Consider the following 19,896-nt stretch of genomic DNA (forward strand, 5'->3'; position numbering starts at 1 on the left):
CATGGCGCGTGTTCAACTGGTCATCAATGCCGGCTCCTCCAGCCTCAAGTTCCAGGTGTTCCTGGACGATGGTGCCGACGTGCCCAACCGCATCTATCGCGGCCTGTTCGAGGGGCTGGGCACCGAGCCCCATTTCAAGGTCAAGGATCATGACGGCGCGGTGGTCGGCGAGGAACGCTGGCCCGGCGCGGGCGCCTTCGGCTTCGAGGAAGCACTCGCCTATCTCTCCGACTGGCTCTCGGCCCATCGCGGCGGCCACCAATTGACGGCGGTTGGACACCGGGTGGTGCATGGCGGGCCGCATTTCACCAGCGCCGTGCGTCTGACCCCAGCGGTCATCGCTGAGCTCGATACGCTTTCGCCGCTGGCGCCCCTGCACCAGCCGCGCAGCCTGGAGCCGGTGCGCATCATCGCCCGCCGGGTGCCGGGCCTGCCGCAGGTGGCCGCGTTCGACACCTCCTTCCATCATACTCAGCCCGAGCTCGCCCGCCTGTTCGCCATTCCCAAGGCACTCACCGAGAAGGGCGTGCGGCGCTACGGCTTCCATGGCCTGTCCTACGCCTATCTCGCCACCCAGTTTCCCCACATCGACGAGACGCGACTGGCCAAGGGGCGCGTGGTGGCCGCCCATCTGGGCAATGGGGCGAGCCTGTGCGCCTATGAGGCCAGCCGCTCCGTGGCCACCACCATGGGCTTTTCGGCGCTCGACGGCCTTGTCATGGGCACGCGCTGCGGCACCATCGATGCGGGCGTCGTATTCTACATCCAGCGGGAGCTGGGCCTCAGCGCCGACGAGGCGGAGCATTTCCTCTACACAAAGTGTGGACTGCTGGGCGTCTCCGGCATTTCCAACGACATGCGCGAGCTACGCGAGAAAGCCGATGCCGAGCCCGATGCCCGGCGGGCCATCGATCTTTTCGTCTATCGCATCAATCGGGAGCTGGGCTCGCTGGTGGCGGGCCTCGGCGGCCTTGATGCCCTCGTCTTCACCGCCGGCATCGGCGAGAACGACGCCGCCACCCGCGCCGAGGTGGTGAACGCCGCCCGCTGGGCCGGCTTCCAGTTGGACCCGGAAGCCAATGCGGCCGGGGCCACCTGCATCACCCGCGGGGACGGGCCGCAGGCCTATGTGATCCCCACCGACGAGGAATGGACCATCGTCCGCGAAATGCGTGCGCTCCTGGCCTCCTGAGGGCAGAGCGTCGTCCCCCTTTTCCCCTGCCGAAAGGCCGCCGCAATGCGTGAGACGCCGCCCGACCGCCTGACTGACGAGGCCGCGCTGGGTGCCGCGCTGAAGGGCAAGCGCGCCCTCGTGCTCGGCATCGCCAACGAGCATTCCATCGCCTATGGCTGCGCCCGCATCTTCCGCCGGCTGGGCGCGGAGCTGGCCATCACCTACCTGAACGACAAGGCCCGCCCCTTCGTGGAGCCGCTGGCGCAGGAGTTGGAGGCGACCATCCTCGCCCCCTGCGATGTCACCCAGCCGGGCCAGATGGAAGCGGTATTCGACGAGGTACGCGCGACCTGGGGCGGGCTCGACATCGCCCTCCACTCCATTGCCTTCGCCCCCCGGGACGATCTCCAGGGGCGCCTGGTGGATTCCTCCGCGGAGGGGTTCAAGTTGGCCATGGACGTGTCCTGCCATTCCTTCATCCGCATGGCGCGCCTGTCGGAGCCACTTATGCCGGCGGGCGGCACGCTCATCGCCATGAGCTATCACGGCGCCGACAAGGTGGTGCCGAACTACAATCTCATGGGGCCGGTGAAAGCGGCGCTGGAGAGCGCGGTGCGCTACCTCGCCTATGAGCTGGGTCATCGGGAGATTCGCGTCCACGCCGTCTCGCCCGGTCCCCTCAAGACGCGCGCCGCCTCTGGCCTGAAGGACTTCGACCACCTGCTGAACTCTGCCATCCAGCGCGCGCCCATCGGCGAACTGGTGGACATCGACGATGTGGGCCTGACCACCGCCTTCCTGGCCACGCCCTTCGCCCGGCGCCTGACGGGCACAACCTTTTACGTGGATGGCGGGCTCAGCATCATGGCCTGATCGGAGGCGCCAGCTTGACCGGTGTCGCCTGACGCCCTTGATCCGGCGCAAGGACAGATCGGGTCCGCCGTATGAGCGTGGCCGTGCAGCCAAGACCCAGCACGGGGCCACGCCATGAACATCACAACCGACTCCCACCAGCCGCATGCCCATCTCGGCGACGAGACCTTCATGTCGGCGGGCGACCTGCGCGTCTATATGCAGGAGCTGGAAGCCGCCAAGCTCAATTCCGAGATCGCAGCCATGGACCGCGCGGACAGGGCCCGCGCCGAGTTGACAAAGACCCTGTCCGAACCGCTGGCGCTGACACCCGAGCTGCTCGCGCAGATCGCGGAGGACTTGCAGACCAAGCTGCGGATCGCCGCCCAGCGGGGCGACACCGAGTTGATGGTCATGCGCTTTCCCAACACCCTGTGCACCGACAAGGGGCGCGCCATCAACAATGCGGAAGAAGGCTGGCCCGAAACGCTCATCGGCCGGCCCCGCCAAGCCTATGAATTGTGGCGCGATTATCTCCGGCCCGCCAATTACAAGCTCAAGGCCATGATCATCGACTGGCCCGGCGGCATGCCGGGCGATGTGGGCATGTTCCTGAATTGGGCGTGACGACACCTCCGGGCGCCAAGGGGGAAACAATCACAACAGGGACGGGAGGCCTGCATGGCCACATCGGAGCGCATGAAGCGCAGGGAATATGAGGACCATCTCACGCTCCTGCACGGGGAATTGGTGAAGCTGCAATTGTGGGCTCGCCATGTGGGGCTGAAGGTCTGCATCGTCTTCGAGGGGCGAGATGGCGCCGGCAAGGGGGGCGTCATCAAGGCGATCTTGGAGCGGGTGAATCCGCGCATCTTCCGCGTCATCGCCCTGCCCCCGCCCACCGAACGGGAAAAGTCGCAGATGCTGATCCAACGCTACCTGCCGCATCTGCCGGCGGCGGGTGAGATCGTGATCTTCGACCGCTCCTGGTATAACCGCGCCGGCGTCGAGCGAGTGATGGGCTTCTGCTCGGAAGAGCAGGCAGAAGACTTCTTGGTGACCGTTCCTTATGTGGAACAGGCCATCGTGGATTCCGGCGTGATCCTCCTGAAATACTGGCTGGAGGTCTCGCCGGAAGAACAGACCCGGCGCATGGAGCAGCGCATCGACGATCCGCGCAAGATCTGGAAGCTCTCGCCCATGGACCTGGAATCCTATGCGCGCTGGTATGATTATTCCCGCGCCCGCGACGCCATGTTCGCGGCCACCGACACCGAATGGGCGCCCTGGTATGTGGCCCATTCGGACGACAAGAAGCGCGTCCGGTTGAACATCATCTCGCACATGCTCTCCAAGATCCCGTATGGCGAGGTGCCGCGCGAGAAGATCGAACTGCCCAAGCGCCAGAAGCCCGACGGCTATGTGGAGGCGGATTATGCCCGCCACTTGGTGCCGCAGCGCTTCTGAACGGAGCGGTCAGATCTGCTTCTCGAAAAACGTGTCGGGGTAAGGATCGTCGTTGAAGCGCGGGATCTCCTGCCAGCCGGTGGAGCGATAAAGGTTCTGCGCTTCCGGAAGCGCGCTGTTGGTATCGAGCCGCAGGACTGTGATGCCCAGTTCCCGCGCCACCGCTTCCGCTCCCGCCATGAGGCGATGGGCCAGCCCGATGCCGCGCGCCGAGGGTGCCACCCACAGCCGCTTGATTTCGGCAATCTCCCCGCCGCTCCCTTTGAGGCCCACGCAGCCCACCGGCAGTCGCTCGGACATGGCCACCAGGAAGACGCCGCGCGGGCGCATCATGTCGCCGGCCTGGGGGTCGCAGGAGAGCGTCACATCGAAGCCGGTCCGGAAGCGGCGCCCCAGTTCCTCATAATAGTGCGCGAGGCAATTCACGGCCGGCGGGCTGCGCGGGTCCATCTCCTCCAGCGTGATCTGCGCCCGTCCCAAAGCGGTTGCGACCAGGTCCATGGCGCGCAGCAGTTCATCCGGCCGGGCGTGGCGGGAGAGAAATCCTTCCGCCTGCGCATTGGACAAACGCTCATAGGCCTCGAATTCCGCTTGCCCCGCCGGCGTCAGGCGCGCAACGCGGCGGCGGGCATCCTCGGGATGGGGTGTGGTCTCGATGAGGCCTTCCTCCTCCAGCGCGCGCAAGAGACGGCTCATGAGCCCGGAATCCAGGCCCAGCGCCGTGCGGATGGCCAGCACGTCCGATTGTCCCTGCCCGATGGCATTGAGCACTCGTGCCGCGCCCAGCGGCCGGCCCCGACCCAGGAAGGAGGTGTCCAGGGCCCCAACCTGTGCAGTGACGACGCGGTTGAAACGGCGGATGCGGGAGATAGGATCAAAGTGCATCATCTGACTGTAGTCAGATATTATCGGTCGTCAACCGTCCCCCCGGAGCAGGGCCTGCTTGCCGAGCCGCCAGGGCGCTCCTAAACCGGGAGATTGTTGCGAGATCGTTTTGCCATGGCCCATTTGCGTGACGTTCTGGAAGCCCGACAAGTAGGGCTCTACTTCGCCGCTATGCTCGTCGGTGCGCTGGCGGCCACGGCGCTGCCTGGCACTATGAGGCTGGAAGCGGCACTCACGCCTGCCTTAGCGGTGATGCTGTTCGCGACTTTCCTCCAGGTGCCGCTTTCCGAGCTTGGCCGGAGCTTTGCGCACCGACGTTTCCTCCTGGCACTGGGTGTTGCGAATTTCGTCCTGGTGCCGCTCCTGGTGGCTGCCCTGCTGCAGCTAGTGCCGGACGAACCGCTCGTCCGCCTCGGCGTTCTCCTGGTACTGCTTTCGCCCTGCATCGACTATGTGGTGACCTTCGCCCATCTGGGCCGCGCCGATGCCCGCGCACTGCTGGCCGCGACGCCCTTGCTCCTGGTGGCACAGATGGCGCTGCTGCCAGTCTATCTCAGCTTGTTCCTGGGCAGGGCGGCGGGCGACCTCATCCAGGCCGCCCCCTTCCTGCATGCCTTCGTCTGGCTGATCGCGGTCCCGCTGGCGCTTGCCGGTGCGCTGCAAACGGTGGCCGCGAGGCACACGGGCACGGCAAATGTGACGGCCGGCCTCGGCCTCCTTCCGGTGCCGGCGACGGCACTTGTGCTGTTCGTGGTGGTGGCATCGGTGGTGCCTCAACTGGGGGCGGCCGGCGCCGCCAGCTTGCGCGTGGTGCCGGTCTATCTGGCCTTTGCACTTGTGGCACCCGTCCTCGGCTGGCTGGTCGGCCGCCGCTCCTGCCTCACCGCAGCGGAGGCGCGCGCGGTGGCCTTCAGCGCCGCCACTCGAAACTCCCTCGTCATTCTGCCGCTTGCCCTGGCCATTCCCGGCGCGATGCCGCTCCTGCCGGCCATCATCGTGGCTCAAACCCTGGTGGAACTGGCGAGCGAGTTGATCTATATTCGTTTTTTCCCGCGCCTCGGCCGCGACTTGGACCCGCCGGACGAACGTCCCTGACAGTTCGTCGCTTGAGCGCCGCCGGGCCGGTGGCATAATCGCTCCATGGACAAATCCGGCAGCGCCGACGAGCGCCTCGATTCACCGATCCTGCTTGCAGAAGCCGAGATGCCGCTTCTGCGGGAGTCGAGCCTGATCGAGCGCCTGTCGGAGGCGGACCAGGCCACCGTGCGGGCCAATGGGGTTGAGATGCTGCTGCGGGCCGGCGACCAGTTGTTTGCCCAGGGCGAGCGGCATGACGGCATCGTGGTCATCGAAGATGGGCAGATCCGCAGCTATTACACCGCCCCTTCCGGCCGCGAGATCACGCTGGCCTACTGGTCGCACGGTCATTTCGTGGGCGGGCCGGACGTGTTCGGTGGCGGAACGCACATGTGGTCGGCGGTGGCCATGCGGCCAAGCCGCCTCGTCTTCCTGCGCGGCTCGGCCCTACGGACGCTGGCTCGCCAGGTGCCGGACCTTGCCATCGGCATCATCGACTCGCTGGTGTTCAAGGCCCGCTGCTATTCCGCCTTCGCCCAGATGCTGGGGACGCGCTCGGTGACGCAGCGCCTCGTCCAATTGCTGCAGCACCTGGCGCAGGCCTATGGCGTGAAGCACGAGCGGGGCATCCTCATTGCCGCCGCCTTCACCCATGCGGACCTTGCCGCCCTGATCGGAGCGACGCGCCAGTGGGTCACCGTCCAACTCGGCCGGATGCAGCAGGACGGCATCCTCACCAACCGCCGCGGGCTCATGGTCATCTTGAAACCCGAGGCCCTTGCCGCCGAACTGGAACGCGGCGGCAACAGCTGATCCCAGGAGAACGCTCAGGCTGCATTCCTCTTTGCCCGCGCCGCAAGGCCCGGAGGCAAGCCCAGTGCGGCATGGTGTACGGCGCCGATCTGGGCCAGCAGCCCATCCTTCCAGGCCGGGGCAATGAAGGTGACGCCCATGGCAACACCACTATCCGCCAGGAAGCCGTTGGGCACCGCCATGGCGCACAGGTCCAAGAGGTTCACGAAATACGCGAAATGGCCGAACCGCGCATTGAGAGGCAAGGGATCGGCCAAGAGATCGGCGATCCGACAGGGCGCGCCGGCGGTGGGCACCATGACGGCATCAAGCCCTGAAAACACCGTCTCGACCTGACGCTTGAGAGCCGCGAGCGCATAGATATGCCGGAACGTCTCCGCGCCGGAGAGGCTGGCCGCCCCGAGTACGATGTCCCGCGTCACCGGCAGGACCGCGTCGGGATGAGCGGCCACGAAGTCACCAAACCCCGCCAGCCGCTCGGCCACCCAGGCGCCGCCGAACATCAGTTGGCCTGCGGCGAAAAAGGGGGTGAAATCCACCTCGTGCACGAGCCATCCCCGCGACCGCGCCCGCGCGCCGGCGGCCGCGAACAAATCGCGCCCTTGGAGGCCGGCGAACGTCTCGAGATCCTGCGGACGGGGGATGCCAATTCGAAACGGACCGGTTGCGGCCTCAGGTTCCGGCGGGATGGGCCGGGAGAAGGGATTGTCCGCGTCGAACCCCTCCATCTCGGCGAGTACGGCGCGCGCATCGGCAACCGTCAAAGCGAAGACCGAGACACAGTCGAGGGTCCGGCAATTGGGCACGAGGCCGCGCGTGGACACGCGGCCGAGGGTTGGCTTCAGGCCCACAACATTGTTGAAGCCGGCGGGGATCCGCCCCGATCCGCCGGTATCGGTGCCAAGCGCGAAGCTCACCAGGCCCCGCGCCACCAGCACGGCGGAACCGGAACTGGAGCCGCCCGAGGCATAGTCCGGATTGAACACGCTGGCGCATGCGCCATAGGGCGAGCGGGTGCCGGACAGACCGGTGGCGAACTGGTCCAGGTTCGCCTTGCCGATGACGACCGCACCCGCCGCGACGAGGCGCTCCACCGCCACGGCGGAGGCCTCTGGCTGGTAGGAAAAGCCGGGACAGGCGGCGGTCGTGGGCAATCCGGCCACGTCGATATTGTCCTTCACCGCGAAGGGGATGCCATAGAGCGGCAGCATCGCGCCGGCACGCTTGCGGGCCTCGATCCGTTGCACCTGGTCCTGCGCGGCCTGCCGAGGAAAGATGCAGATCCAGTCGGGCGACAGGGGGCCTGCCTCCAGGCGGTTATAGATGGCATCCACCACGGTGCGCGGCGACACACCACCGGCATAGGCGGCAGCCAGATCGGGCAAGGCGAGAGAAGGGACGGGAAGGGTCACGCGGGCGGGCTCCAAAGCAATTTGGCACCATGCCACGCGTGACAACCATGCTTCTCAAGCAATTAATTTCAAAAGGCCACGGGTAAAACTGAATTGACAGGTTTATAAGCGGACACGCGTGTTCCGCCCGGCTCCCGGCCCTCGGAATGGGCGAACGCGCTTCAAATGCAATTCCTTTGCATTTGAAATTGTTATCTCTTTTCAAATACTTGATAGAATCGAAGAAAGTGGCATCCCGCTTGCTCTAGGCATTCCTGTCTCTGAGGATGCCATGACCGTGTCTCTTTCTCCCAAGCTCAGCGCCTCCCCTTCGTCCCTGCGTGAGCAGGTGCTGGTGCACATCACCGAAGACGCCTGGCTCGATCTTGCCTGCGAGCTCATTCCCGCCGGCCAGCCCGAGGCAGAAAATCCGCTGGACCCCGACCTGCCGGGCGGGCGCGAGGAAGGCATTGCGCTGCTACTGGCGGACAAGCTCTCGGCCCTCGGCTTCGCGGTGGAGATGAAGACCCGCACGGCGCACCGGCCCAACGTCATCGGCGTCCTGCCGGGCACGGGGGATGGCCCCTCCCTCATTCTCAACGATCATCTGGACACCTACCCCGCCGGCGACTGGTCCGCCTGGACCATGACGGGCGGCCATCCCTTCCGCCCCACCCGCCATGGCGACCTGCTCTATGCCCGCGGCACCTCGGACACACGGGGCAACCTCGCCTGCACCCTGCTCGCGGTGGAAGCGCTGCGGGTGGCGGGCGTGACGCTGAAGGGCACGCTGAAATGCGTCTATACGGTGGACGAGGAGAAGAATGGCCCGGACGGTTCCATCTTTCTCCTGGATGAATGCGGCCTTGAGGCCGACCACACGATCGTCTGCGAGCCGACCGCCTGGACCGCCGCCGATGGCAGCTGGGGCATGGGCATCGCCATCGCCAATTGCGGCAACTTCCTTGTGGAAGTGGAGACGCGGGGCATAAAGACCCATCTGTGGCGGCCGGACACGGGCCTGAATGCCGTGACCAAGATGCTGGAACTGCTGCCCCAGCTGGAACGCATGGCGTTCCGCCACACGCCCCCGCCCCATGAGGGCGGCACGCCCCCCATGGTGACCGTGCTGCGCATCCAGGGCGGTGAGCCCCGCGAGATGCAGTTCACGCCCGACCGCTGCAAGGCGGTGCTTGGCGTGGTGGGCATCCTGCCAGGGATGACGCAGGAGAGCGTGATGGCGGACATCGCCGCCGTCATTGACGCGGCCTGCGCAGACGATGGCACGCTCCAGGCCGTGGCTCGCCCCTTCCCCGGCGCGCTGTTCGTCGACGGGACAGGGGAGCAGGAGGCAGGCTCTCCGCTGGTGCGCGCCTTGTCGGACGCCTATGGCGCGGTGCTTACCGGCACGCCCAAGCTCTATCGCAAGAACGCCTTCAACGACACGATCCGCTTCTCCGAACGCGGCTTCAAGGCCGTCACCTTTGGCCCGGGAGAAGATGGATGGGCGCCCGTGAACGAGAGCATTCACATCGGCAAGGCGGTGGCAGCCACCCGCATCCTGGCCCTGGCGGTGATGGAACTGCTGGGAGTGGAGGAATGAGCGCATTGGATGCAGCCCGGGAAGAGGCGGACGCCGCCACCCGCCCGCCACCCACCAGGCCGGAGCAGGCGCCACGCCGCTGGCGCGCCCTCTTCAGCCGTGCCCGGATCCTGACGGCGCTCACCACACTGGCCCTGTTCGCGGCGTGGTGGCTGGCCACCCGCTATGCCCTGGTCAACCCGCTCTTCCTGCCCTCTCCCAAGGCGGTGTGGGACGCCTTCATGCGCACCGCCACCGAAGGTTATCAGGGCAGCCTCCTTCATCAGCACCTGATCGCCAGCCTCTACCGGGTGCTGGCCGGCTATGTGCTGGCGTGCCTGGTGGGCATTCCGCTGGGCATCGTCATGGGGCTCTCGCGGGACGTGAAGGCCGTGTTCGATCCGCTGATCGAATTCTACCGGCCCCTGCCGCCACTGGCGCTCTACACGCTGATCGTGATGTGGCTCGGCATCGGAGATGCCTCCAAGGTGGCTCTGCTTTTCCTCGCCGCCCTGCCGCCCTTGACCATCTCCAGCATGCAGGCCGCTGCCAGTGTCGATGCGCGTTATGTGAAGGCAGCAAAAAGCCTGGGCGCGGGGCCGAGCCAATTGTTCCGCCACGTTTTCCTGCCCGCCTGCCTGCCCGGCATCTGCACCGGCATGCGCATCTCGCTGGGCTTCACCTATACCGTGCTCGTCGCCGCCGAGATCGTCGCCGCCACCGCGGGGCTCGGCTGGATGATCTGGGACGCCAGCAAATTCCTCCTGGGCGACATCGTGATCATGGGCCTGTTCGTGCTCGCCATCACCGGAATGGCCCTCGACTCCCTCATCCGCCTCGCCGAACGGGCGCTCACGCCCTGGCGGTTCCGTTGACCCCGCCTGCCCTGGAGACACCGATGTCCCTGTTCCGACGTACAGCTTCCCTCCTCCTCGCCGCGGCCTGCATGCTGGGGCTGCCAGCCGGGGCCATAGCCCAGCAGAAGCCGGAGGCCATCACCATCGGCTATCTCAATCTGGTCAATGCCCAGCTCGTCACCAAGGCACTTGGGCTGCACGAGAAGGCGGGCATTCCCATCAAGTGGGTGAAGTTCGGCTCAGGCGGCGACATGAACCGGGCGGTGGCAGCCAACCAGGTGGATTTCGGCGGGGTGGGCAATCCCCCCTTCACCATTGGCGCCACCCGCGCCTTGCCCTACAAGGGCATCTTCGTGCTCAACATGCTCGGCCCGGTGGAATCTCTCGCCGTGCGCTCGGACAAGAACATCAAGTCGCTGAAGGACCTCGCCGGAAAGACGGCCGCGGCCCCCTTCGGCTCCACCACCCATTATCTCCTCATCGCCGCCCTGCGTGAGGCCGGCGTCAATCCCACCGACGTGAAGCTCATCGACCTCTCGCCCTCAGACGCGGTGGCGGCCTGGCTGCGCAAGGACATCGATGCCGCCTGGATCTGGGAGCCCAATCTCGACAAGATCGTGAAGAATGGCGGCGAGATCTTCCTCACCAGCGGCGAGATGGCCAAGCGCGGCTATCCCACCTGGGACGTGGGCGTGGTGATGAACGACTTCGCGGCCAAGTATCCGGATCAGGTGGTCGCCTATGTGAAGGCGGAATGCGAAAGCATCGACTACTGGCTGAAGCACCCCAAGGAGACGGTGGAGATCATCGCCAAGGAGTTGTCCCTGCCCGCCGATGACGCGGAGCGGATGATGAAGGGAACCACAATGGTGCCCTGCTCCGAGCAGCTTTCCGCCAACTATCTCGGCACCCCGGGCAAGATCGGCAAGTTCGCCGACACGGTGCTCGCCACAGCCACCTTCCTGAAGGAGCAGGGCCGCCTTCCCTCCGTCATGGATCGGGCCGGCTATGCCGCCTACATCGATCCTTCCTACCTGCAGAAGGCGCTCGCCAAGTGAGCCCGTCCGCCGCGCCCATCGGGGCAGCTGCCGCCCACGCCCGCCTCGCTCCTTTGCCGGGGCGGGGACGGCTGACCCTGTCGGACCTGTCCATCGCCTATGGGGATGGGGCGGCGCGGCGCACCGTGGTGGAGCGGTTCGATCTCCATGTGGAGCCGGGAGAGTTCGTCTGTGTGCTTGGCCCGTCGGGCTGCGGCAAGTCCACGGTGCTCAGTGCGGTGGCCGGCTTCGTTCCGGCCGCGCGCGGCCTGCTGGAGGTGGATGGCGAGGCCATCACCGGGCCCGGTGCGGACCGGGGCATGGTGTTCCAGCAGGCGACGCTCTTTCCCTGGAAGAGCGTGCTGGAGAATGTGGCCTTCGGGCCCCTCATGGCCACCGGCAGTTCGGCACTGGCCGCGCAGACGGCCCGCACCTTCCTCTCGCTGGTCGGCCTCTCCGCCTTCGAGAAGCACTATCCTTCCGAACTGTCCGGCGGCATGCAACAGCGCGTGGGCATCGCCCGGGCGCTGGCCAATTATCCCCGCGTTCTGCTCATGGACGAGCCCTTCGGCGCCCTCGACGCGCAGACGAGGGCCATGATGCAGGAGGCCCTCCTCAACATCTGGGCGGAGTTCCGCACCACCGTCCTCTTCATCACCCACGACATCGACGAAGCCGTCTTCCTGGGCGACCGGGTGGTCGTGATGAGCGCCAATCCCGGGCGCATCGTGGCCGACATCCGGGTGGACATTCCCCGCCCACGCTCGCCCGAAGCGCAATTCTCCGAGACCTTCCTCGACATCAAGCGCCAGTGCTTCGGTCATATCCGCGCCGAGACGCTGAAGGCGTTCGCACAGCACCAAGGCGGAATGAACCGCCAGTAGAAGGATGGTGCCCGCGTCGGATATGCCGGGCGGGCGCCGCATCCGGCGCTCACACAAGGCCCCATTCGGCCGCGAACAGCGCCTCCTGCGCGCGGCGGACGCGGATCGCCTCCTTCGTAGGGTCGAACTCCACGTCGGCCCAGGAAACCATGCGCCCCGCCGGCACGTCGCTCTTCAGCACCAGATGATGCGCAAGGCCAATGGGCAGGCCGCCGAGCCGCACCGCATCGGGCGCGCGGACCAGCTTGCCATAGACGGTGTAGCCGCCCTCGCCGTCCAAGGTCTCGCCGGCCTTCAGGTCGCGCTTGGCGGTGGCGACCACATCGCCCCGCCAGTCGCCGGTGGCGCCGGTCGCCTCGCCGCGCACCGCGATGCTGGCGACCGAAAGCCCCAGCTCCAGGCCGATGAGATGGTAGGGCTTATACATGGCCGCATAGCGCCCCGAGGCGTCGGTCTTCAGGCCATATTGGCCAAAGCACTCCCGCACATAGGGGCTCGGCGCCTCGAACACGGCGAACACGCCCCAGCGCAAGTCGCGAAACACGGGGCGGAAATCCCGCTCGATGGAGGACACCACCTCCACCGTGCCCCGCCGCTCCAACACGCCGCCCTCGCTCATGGGGCGTAGGATGTGGGGCAAATCGTCAACGCCGCAGGGCGGGAAGAGCAGGCCGTCGCTGGGGGGAACGAGATCGCAGCCATTGGCCACCGCCGCCATCTCCAGCGCCGACTTGGTGCCGTCGAGGAACGAGTTGAACATCTGGGCATTGAAATCGCCTGACGCCACCTGGGCGTCGGAAAAGCCGTAATGGCCCCACACCGTCTGGGGCGTGGAGGCGTGATAGACGGGGTGATACTTAGTGCCCTTGCCGGCGCAGATCACCTCAAGCCCGATGGTGCGCGCCCAGTCCACCATTTCGGCGATAAGGGCGGGCTGGTCGCCGGCCGCCATGGAATAGATCACGCCCGCCTCCGCCGCCCGCCGCGCCAGGAGCGGACCGGCGAGCACGTCGGCCTCCACATTCACCATGATGATGTGCGTCTTGGCCGCAAAGGCCTGGAGCGCATGATGAATACCCGCCGCCGGGCTGCCGGTCGCGTCGATGACGATGTCGACGAAGGGGCTGGCGATCATGCCGTCCGCATCGTCGGTGACGAAGGTGGTTCCGGCCTTTGCCGCCTCCTCCGGCGACCGGGCGGCGAGCCGCTCGGCGGCCCAGCCGACACGGGCGAGCGAAGCACACGCACGGGCGGGAGAGAGGTCGGCGACCGCGATGAGGTGGACGCCGGGCACCCGCTCGGCCTGGGACAGATACATGGAGCCGAACTTGCCGGCCCCGATGAGCCCCACGCGCACCGGCCTGTTCTCTGCGGCCCGCTGCTTCAGCTTGGCGAAAAGCGACATGACGTTTCCTCTGCCCCTTGCGGCTTCCGGTTCCGCGGCATCGGCCTTGCCACGACGCGCCTCTGCGCCGGGATATCCCGCCGCAGAAGTGCCCGAGCCTGTTTGCGAATCGCCCCGCTACGCGGGCATTCGCTCAAGCTATAGGGCCGGGCGCCACAAAGGAGAATCGCGCCCCGTGCATGGCCAGTGAGGCGCCCCGCGCCGTAAAGGGTCCCAAAGCGTCCTTTTCCTGGAAGCGGGGCGTCTCATCAGGGATATGCCTTCCGCAACCTTCTTCAGCGCCCCAACTCGCCGCAAGCGACCACCTTCCTTTCCACCTTGCTGCGGGCCTGAACCTTAAGCGGCGGGAAGGGCATGCAGGATCATCTTGCAGCTTGTCGACTTGTATACTAGAGTGCATCATCAATCAGCCCCGAGGATGGACCGAGAGCAGGATCCCCTGATGTCCACCGGCCCTTCCCTTTCCCCCGCGCCAGCGAAGGAGACGCCGCGCCTGGTGACGCAGCCGATGACCGTCACGGCCATCTATGAAGCCATGCGCAGCGACATCGTGGTGCTCAACCTCAAGCCGGGAACGCGGGTGTCCGAGAACGAGCTGGCGCGCCGCTTCGGCACTAGCCGCACCCCCGTGCGCGAGGCGCTGCTGCGCCTCGTGGAGGACGGCCTCGTGGAGGTGTGGCCCCAGCGCGGCACCTTCATCACCCGCATTTCGCTTTCCGCCGTGCGGCGGGCGCGTTTCGTGCGCGAGGCCATGGAGGTGGCGATCCTGCGCCAGGCCGCGGAAAGCGGCCTCTCGCCGGCCACCCTCGTCCGCCTTGAGGAGGCGCTCGCCGAGCAGGAGGCCGCTCGTGACGCCGCCGCTCGCTTTACCCTGGCTGATGATGCCTTCCACCGCGCCTTCGCGGATGGCATCCGTGTGGGCAATATCTGGTCAGTGCTGGAGCGGGAGAAGGTGCAGTTCGACCGGCTGCGTTTCCTCTCGCTGCCCAATGTCACGCCCGTAGACACGCTGATCGCCCAGCACAAGACCATGCTGGCGGCGGTCAAGGCCGGCGACGTGGCCCAGGTCGAGCGGGCCACGCGCGAGCATCTGTCCGAAGTGCTGAAGGTGGCCGACACGCTCGCCGCCACCCATGCCGAACTGATCGTCAACGACATCTGAGCGTCCCCCGGCGGGACGCGCCAAAGGAGTTTGCGCCATGGAACAGACCTGGCGGTGGTGGGGACCCAATGATGTCATCCGCCTCGAACATGTGACCCAGGCCGGCGCCACCGGCATCGTCAATGCCCTGCACGAGGTGCCGGCAGGCGAGGTGTGGACGCGCGAGGCCATCGCCGCCCGCAAGGCCTTCATCGCGGCAGACCCCACCCTCGGCCTGCGCTGGAGCGTGGTGGAAAGCCTGCCGGTGGCGGAGCCCATCAAGATCGGCGAAGGCGACCTGAAGCCGCTGTTCGACAATTACCGCACCTCGCTGCGCAACCTCGCCGCCGAGGGCGTCTCCACGGTCTGCTACAATTTCATGCCGGTGCTGGACTGGACGCGCACGGAGCTGCGCCATCCTTTGCCCGGCGGCGCCAGTGCGCTGCGCTTCAACTCCGACGAATATGCCGCCTTCGACGTCTTCATGCTGGAGCGCGAGGGGGCCGAAGCGGACCATGACCCGGAGGTCCTCACCCGCGCCAAGGCGTGGTTCGAGGCCTCCACCCCGTCGGACCGCGACAAGCTGCTCGCCAACATCATGGCCGGCCTGCCCGGCGCCTTCGACCGCTACGACCTGCCGGGCCTGCGCCGCATGCTGGCGCGCTTCAAGGACGTGTCGGCGGAGCGGCTGCGGGAGAATCTCGGCCGCTTCCTCCATGAGGTGATCCCGACCGCCGAGGAGGTGGGCATCCGCATGGGCATCCATCCCGACGACCCGCCCCGTCCCCTGCTCGGCCTGCCCCGCATCGTGTCGTCGGACGATGACCTGGCGGCGATCCTCGCCTTGCACCCCTCCCGCAGCAACGGCCTGACCTTGTGCACGGGATCGCTGGGCGCCCGCCCCGGCAACGACCTCGTGCGCATGGCCGAGCGGTTCGCCGAACGCATCCACTTCCTGCATCTGCGCAATGTTGTGAAGTATCCCGACGGCTCCTTCATGGAGGCCGATCACCTGGACGGCGACGTGGACATGGTGGGCGTGGTGCGCGCCGCCCTGCGTGAGCAGAAGCGGCGCAAGGATGCCGGCCTTGCCGACTGGCGCCTCCCCTTCCGGCCGGACCATGGGCACGAATTGCTGGACGATGTGGGCAAGCCCACCCATCCGGGCTACCCGGCCATCGGCCGCCTGCGGGGCCTTGCGGAAATGCGCGGCGTCATGATCGCCATCGCCCAGAGCGAAGGCCTGCCTCTGTAAGGCTGGCCCTTATGAGGCTTGTCTGGCGCCCGCTCAGCGGGTCGGGCGCCAGGCGAGGAGACGGCGCTCCACCTCGCCGATGAGCGTCGCAGCCACATAGCCGAGGGCCCCGAGCAGGATGACGCCGGCGAACAGGTCCGGCGCGCGGAACATGCGGGCAGAGACCAGGATCCACTGGCCAAGCCCGTCGAGCCCCGCCACCATCTCGCACACCACAGAGAGGATGAGAGCCACGGTGAGGCTCACCCGCATGCCCGCCAGGATGTCCGGCAAGGCAGAGGGGAGCGAGATGCTGGTGATGGTCTTCAGGCGCGACAGATTGAGCGCCTGCGCCACCTCCAGGAGGCGCGGCTCAACGCCCCCATAGCCGTGGATGGTGGCCAGCAGCATGGGCCAGAGCGTGCCGAAGGCAATGACGAAGATGGCCATGCTCTCGGACAGACCATAGAGCGCGATCGCCACCGGAATGATGGCGGAGACCGGCAAGGGCCGCAGGAATTCCAGCCCCGGCGCCACATAGAGGCGCGCGCGGCGCGACGTGCCGATGAGCGAGCCCAGCACCACGGCTGCGATGGAGGCCGCGAACCAGCCGAACGTCATATGGCGGATCGTGCCCATGAGCTTGTCGCCAAGGCCGCGATTGGCGAACCCGTTCACCAGCGCCGCCCAGGCCTTGTCGGGACCGGGCAGGAAGATGGGCGAGACGAACTGGGCATTGGCAACCATCTGCCAGACCAGGATAAGCCCGGCGGCGACGGCGAAGCTGGCGAGACGCCAGAGGATCTTGCCCTGCATCACCTTGGAGGGGGCGGTCATTGCATCGCCTCCGACAGAGCGGCGCGGCCGAACAGATGGCGCTGGGCAAAGAGGAGAACCGCGTTCCACCCATAGCCGACGATGCCGATCCACACGAGATAGCCGAGCATCAGGTCCGGCCGAAGCGCCTGTTGGGCCGTCATGATGCCATAGCCGAGCCCTTGCGGATTGAGCGTGATCTCCACCGTCACCGCCACGACGAGCGCCGAGCCGGCGGCCAGGCGAAAGGCCACAAAGATGTTGGGCAAGGCCGCCGGAAGGATGATCTTGGTGACGGTGGCCAAGCGCGAGAGCCGGAGCACCCGGGCAACCTCCAGGAGGCGCGGCTCCACCCCCTGCACCGCCGCGCGGGTGAAAATCAGCGTGGTGAAGAGGCAGGTCTTGGCGACGATGGACAATTCCATCGCATAGCCGAAGCCGAAGATCATGAGCGCGATGGGCAGCAAGGCCACCGAGGGGATAGGGCGCACGGATTCGATGGTCACTTCCAGCAGCCGGTCCAGCCAGCCCATAAGGCCGAGCGCGATGCCCAGCACCAGCCCGATGGCCCCGCCGATGAGGAGGCCACTGACCGCCCCCACAAGGGTCTGGCCGGTGGCGGTGAGGATGGATCCATCCGCCAGCCCCCGCGCCAACGCCACCAGGACGGCGGAAGGCGGGGCCAGCGAATCCGAGGCGATGGGGAAGAGGCGCAGCCACACCTCCATCCCCAGCACGCAGGCCACCGGCAGGAGCAGCCCCTTCAGGCGATCCCGCGTCATGAACGGTGGCCCTCGGAGGTCTCGATGAAGTCGAACAGGACCCGCCGCAAGCGCAGGAATTCCGGGTCCTCTCGCGTCGCCAACTGGTTGCGCGGACGCGGCAAATGGATGGGAATGTCGATGCCCACCCGCCCCGGATGGGGCAGCAACCCCACCACCCGATCGCCCAGATAGATGGCCTCTTCCAGGTCATGGGTCACAAAGACGATGGTCGCCCCGGTCTCCGCGTGCAGCGCCAGCACCTCGTCCTGGAGTGACTGGCGCGTCATGGCATCGAGGGCGCCGAAGGGCTCGTCCATGAGCAGAGCCTGCGGCTCCTGGGCGAGACACCGGGCGATCTGGAGGCGCTGCTGCATGCCGCCCGACATCTGGGTGGGATATTTGTCCGCATGGCCGGAAAGGCCCACCTTGCCGAGGCAGGCTTCGATGCGCCGGGGACGCTCCCCAGCCGGCACCTTGGCCGCCTCCAGCGCCAGCGAGATGTTGCCCGTGGCCGTGCGCCAGGGCAGGAGCGCGCGGCCATAGTCCTGGAACACGATGGCCACGTCCTGCCGGGGCGCGGTCATGGGGGCGTTGTCGAACAGCACGGATCCCCGAGAGGGCTTGAACAGGCCGCCGGCAAGGCGCAGCAGCGTGGTCTTCCCGCATCCGGACGCGCCGACGATGCACAAGATCTCGCCCTTGCGGACGGAGATGGAGATGTCGTTGAGGATCAACTTCCCGCCGAGCGAGAGATCCACATTCTGGAAGCGGTAGAGCGAAGAGGGGGCGGACGGGGCCGCGCCGGCAAGGGTCATGTCTTGTCCGCCTCGGGATAGATGTATCTCAGGGTCGACCGGATGTGAGCGGCCAGCGCCGTGCGCGCCGGCTCGAAATCACGCTCCAGAACCAGCCGGGCGAGGGTCTCGTGGGAATTGGCGAAGCGAACCGGATCGGAGAAACGGCGCATCATCACGCGCCGGTAGCGATAGGCCTGATCATAGAGATTGGAGATGGACTGGGTCAGCCGCGGCGAGCCGGAGGCGCTGACCAGGGTGGAATGGAACGTCTTGTGGTGGGCGTCGAACTCCTCCGCCCCCTCGCCAAAGGCCGTTCCGTGGCGCTCCACATAGCGCTTAAGCCGATGAAGGCTCGCCACGATGTCCGCCTCCCAGCCATCCCCGCCCTGCGCGATGGACAACCGCAGCGCCTCGGTTTCCAGCGTCACCCGCACATGGGTGATGTCGGCAAGATCGCTGCGCTCGAGCGGCGCGACGCGGAAGCCGCGCTGCCCGATGGCGAGGATGAGGCCGGAGGACGTGAGCCGGGAGAGCGCCTCGCGCATGGGGGTGGCCCCGATGCCGTAGCGCTTGACCAGGTCCACCACCCCGAGGCGGCTGCCCGGCGCCAGCGCGCCGGACAGAATGTCCCGCTCCAGCGCCACGCTGGCACGCGCTGTGAGGGTCTCCTCACCCGGCGCGGCTGCCGGCGTTGAAGCGGGGGTGGCGGGCGCAGACCTCATGCGGACTCTCTCTCAGGGAAAGATAAGTGTCTTCACGTCGGGCGTGCCCTGGAGCAGGTGCTGCTGCTTCATGACATCGATCCACCAGAGCATGTTTTCGGGCTTCAGATTGGGGTCGGCGAGATTGCGCGTCACCGAGCGCACCAGGTCCACCTGCTGCCCGGTGAATTTGGCCACCGCCGCCACGGCTTTGTCCTCATCGGAATTGGCAATCACCGCGCCCTCGGCGATGGCGGCACGGAAGGCGGCCACGGCCTGCTTGTTCTGCTCCGCCCAAGTCTTGGAAGCGGCATAGATGATGACGGGCTCCTTGCGGTCGAGTTCGGCCGCATAGCGGAAGGCCACCTTGCCGACGCCGGCATTGGTCATGCGGGTGACCGTGGGCTCGCTGCTGACCACCGCGTCCACCGCCTGCGAACGCATCACGTCGGGCATGGTGGGGAAGGTGACCTCGACAAAATTGACCTTGTTGGGGTCAACGCCCTTGTCCATCAGCCACTTGACGAACAGCACATGGAGATAGGCGCCAAGCCCGGGCGCGCCCACCTTCTTGCCCACGAAATCCTGCGGACTGGTGATGGTGAGGCCATTGCGCACGAACACCGCCACATTGGGATTGGTGCGCGCCGACATGACGGAGGCGCCGGCCAGCGCAACCAGCGGCAAGCCGCCATCTACCGCCTGCAGGAAGACAGTGGTCGTGGGCCCGCCCACCTGGATGGAGTTGGACAGGATGGCGGCGGGAATGTTGGAGTTGATGCCGATGCGCACCATCTCCGCCTCAATGCCATGCTTTTGGAAGATGCCCTCGTCGGTGGCCACCATGGCGGACACGCAGTCCGAGGTGGCCGTGCAGCCGATCTTGATCTTGTGCTGGGCGCTGGCCGCGCCAACCGACAGCACCATGGCCAATGACGCCGCGATCACGCCAAGTGCGCGCTTCATGCCTCTCCTCCCATGTCACCAATGTTCAGACCAGATGTCTTGACTTGGCATTT

At 66.7% G+C, this 19,896-nt stretch carries 20 protein-coding genes; 12 read left to right on the forward strand and 8 right to left on the reverse strand.

Annotated elements, in window-relative coordinates:
- Position 1 precedes the first annotated feature (1 nt).
- The 4 genes from J5J86_RS05040 to ppk2 all read left to right on the forward strand — a co-directional run bounded on the left by J5J86_RS05040 (position 2) and on the right by ppk2 (position 3,493).
- A complete protein-coding gene (locus tag J5J86_RS05040) occupies positions 2 to 1,192 on the forward strand; it encodes an acetate/propionate family kinase (RefSeq protein WP_209103793.1) in 1,191 nt (396 codons plus the stop codon).
- 45 nt (positions 1,193 to 1,237) lie between these two features.
- On the forward strand, positions 1,238 to 2,047 hold the full coding sequence (gene fabI, locus J5J86_RS05045; RefSeq protein ID WP_209103794.1) for an enoyl-ACP reductase FabI: 810 nt from the start codon (positions 1,238 to 1,240) through the stop codon (positions 2,045 to 2,047).
- Positions 2,048 to 2,161: 114 nt separating this feature from the next.
- A complete protein-coding gene (locus J5J86_RS05050; RefSeq protein ID WP_209103795.1) occupies positions 2,162 to 2,653 on the forward strand; it encodes a hypothetical protein in 492 nt (163 codons plus the stop codon).
- A 54-nt stretch (positions 2,654 to 2,707) separates the two neighbouring features.
- The gene (ppk2, locus tag J5J86_RS05055; RefSeq protein ID WP_209103796.1) at positions 2,708 to 3,493 is read left to right on the forward strand and encodes a polyphosphate kinase 2; all 786 of its coding nucleotides are present in this window, start codon (positions 2,708 to 2,710) and stop codon (positions 3,491 to 3,493) included.
- Positions 3,494 to 3,502: 9 nt separating this feature from the next.
- On the opposite strand, the gene J5J86_RS05060 is transcribed toward ppk2, so the two are convergent.
- Positions 3,503 to 4,378, reverse strand: a complete 876-nt coding sequence (locus tag J5J86_RS05060) for a bifunctional helix-turn-helix transcriptional regulator/GNAT family N-acetyltransferase (RefSeq protein ID WP_209105243.1) — start codon at positions 4,376 to 4,378, stop codon at positions 3,503 to 3,505.
- Between the two features lie 114 nt (positions 4,379 to 4,492).
- Between J5J86_RS05060 and J5J86_RS05065 the strand changes: the two genes are divergently transcribed.
- Complete coding sequence (locus J5J86_RS05065; RefSeq protein ID WP_209103797.1) at positions 4,493 to 5,473, forward strand: arsenic resistance protein; 981 nt, start codon at positions 4,493 to 4,495, stop codon at positions 5,471 to 5,473.
- Positions 5,474 to 5,518: 45 nt separating this feature from the next.
- A complete protein-coding gene (locus tag J5J86_RS05070) occupies positions 5,519 to 6,268 on the forward strand; it encodes a Crp/Fnr family transcriptional regulator (RefSeq protein WP_209103798.1) in 750 nt (249 codons plus the stop codon).
- Between the two features lie 14 nt (positions 6,269 to 6,282).
- Here J5J86_RS05070 and atzF read toward each other — a convergent pair whose 3' ends face one another.
- Positions 6,283 to 7,680, reverse strand: a complete 1,398-nt coding sequence (gene atzF / locus J5J86_RS05075) for an allophanate hydrolase (RefSeq protein ID WP_209103799.1) — start codon at positions 7,678 to 7,680, stop codon at positions 6,283 to 6,285.
- 271 nt (positions 7,681 to 7,951) lie between these two features.
- On the opposite strand from atzF, the gene J5J86_RS05080 reads away from it, so the two are divergent.
- Genes J5J86_RS05080 through J5J86_RS05095 form a run of 4 tightly spaced genes read left to right on the forward strand, consistent with a single transcriptional unit; the run spans position 7,952 to position 12,019 of the window.
- A complete protein-coding gene (locus J5J86_RS05080; protein WP_209103800.1) occupies positions 7,952 to 9,262 on the forward strand; it encodes a M20 family metallopeptidase in 1,311 nt (436 codons plus the stop codon).
- Positions 9,259 to 10,116 carry an ABC transporter permease gene (locus J5J86_RS05085; protein WP_209103801.1) on the forward strand — a complete coding sequence of 286 codons (858 nt, stop codon included), beginning with the start codon at positions 9,259 to 9,261 and terminating at the stop codon, positions 10,114 to 10,116. The genes J5J86_RS05080 and J5J86_RS05085 overlap by 4 nt, the downstream gene beginning before the upstream one ends.
- A 23-nt stretch (positions 10,117 to 10,139) precedes the next feature.
- Entirely contained in the window at positions 10,140 to 11,156 is a 1,017-nt protein-coding gene (locus J5J86_RS05090) for a taurine ABC transporter substrate-binding protein (protein WP_247658059.1), read from the forward strand.
- Positions 11,153 to 12,019 carry an ABC transporter ATP-binding protein gene (locus J5J86_RS05095; RefSeq protein WP_342449160.1) on the forward strand — a complete coding sequence of 289 codons (867 nt, stop codon included), beginning with the start codon at positions 11,153 to 11,155 and terminating at the stop codon, positions 12,017 to 12,019. Before J5J86_RS05090 ends, J5J86_RS05095 begins: the two co-directional genes overlap by 4 nt.
- 49 nt (positions 12,020 to 12,068) lie before the next feature.
- Here J5J86_RS05095 and J5J86_RS05100 read toward each other — a convergent pair whose 3' ends face one another.
- Positions 12,069 to 13,424 carry an NAD(P)H-dependent oxidoreductase gene (locus tag J5J86_RS05100; RefSeq protein ID WP_209103802.1) on the reverse strand — a complete coding sequence of 452 codons (1,356 nt, stop codon included), beginning with the start codon at positions 13,422 to 13,424 and terminating at the stop codon, positions 12,069 to 12,071.
- Positions 13,425 to 13,866: 442 nt separating this feature from the next.
- Here J5J86_RS05100 and J5J86_RS05105 point away from each other — a divergent pair, with 442 nt between their 5' ends.
- Positions 13,867 to 14,586, forward strand: coding sequence for a GntR family transcriptional regulator (locus J5J86_RS05105; RefSeq protein WP_209103803.1), 720 nt, complete (start codon positions 13,867 to 13,869; stop codon positions 14,584 to 14,586).
- A gap of 37 nt (positions 14,587 to 14,623) precedes the next feature.
- On the forward strand, positions 14,624 to 15,820 hold the full coding sequence (gene uxuA, locus J5J86_RS05110; protein WP_209103804.1) for a mannonate dehydratase: 1,197 nt from the start codon (positions 14,624 to 14,626) through the stop codon (positions 15,818 to 15,820).
- A gap of 33 nt (positions 15,821 to 15,853) precedes the next feature.
- On the opposite strand, the gene J5J86_RS05115 is transcribed toward uxuA, so the two are convergent.
- The 5 genes from J5J86_RS05115 to J5J86_RS05135 are packed head-to-tail and all read right to left on the reverse strand — an operon-like array spanning position 15,854 to position 19,843.
- Positions 15,854 to 16,636 (reverse strand): ABC transporter permease, encoded by a 783-nt coding sequence (locus J5J86_RS05115; protein ID WP_247658061.1) that lies wholly within the window; start codon positions 16,634 to 16,636, stop codon positions 15,854 to 15,856.
- Positions 16,633 to 17,397, reverse strand: a complete 765-nt coding sequence (locus J5J86_RS05120; protein WP_209103805.1) for an ABC transporter permease — start codon at positions 17,395 to 17,397, stop codon at positions 16,633 to 16,635. Before J5J86_RS05120 ends, J5J86_RS05115 begins: the two co-directional genes overlap by 4 nt.
- Positions 17,394 to 18,194, reverse strand: a complete 801-nt coding sequence (locus tag J5J86_RS05125; RefSeq protein ID WP_209103806.1) for an ABC transporter ATP-binding protein — start codon at positions 18,192 to 18,194, stop codon at positions 17,394 to 17,396. The genes J5J86_RS05120 and J5J86_RS05125 overlap by 4 nt, the downstream gene beginning before the upstream one ends.
- Positions 18,191 to 18,898: a GntR family transcriptional regulator gene (locus J5J86_RS05130; RefSeq protein WP_209103807.1), complete on the reverse strand. Its 708-nt coding sequence runs from the start codon at positions 18,896 to 18,898 to the stop codon at positions 18,191 to 18,193. Before J5J86_RS05130 ends, J5J86_RS05125 begins: the two co-directional genes overlap by 4 nt.
- Positions 18,899 to 18,910: 12 nt before the next feature.
- Positions 18,911 to 19,843, reverse strand: a complete 933-nt coding sequence (locus J5J86_RS05135; RefSeq protein ID WP_209103808.1) for an ABC transporter substrate-binding protein — start codon at positions 19,841 to 19,843, stop codon at positions 18,911 to 18,913.
- Positions 19,844 to 19,896: the final 53 nt, after the last annotated feature.

Origin of the sequence: Aquabacter sp. L1I39 (assembly GCF_017742835.1) — a bacterium.
Lineage (GTDB): Bacteria > Pseudomonadota > Alphaproteobacteria > Rhizobiales > Xanthobacteraceae > L1I39.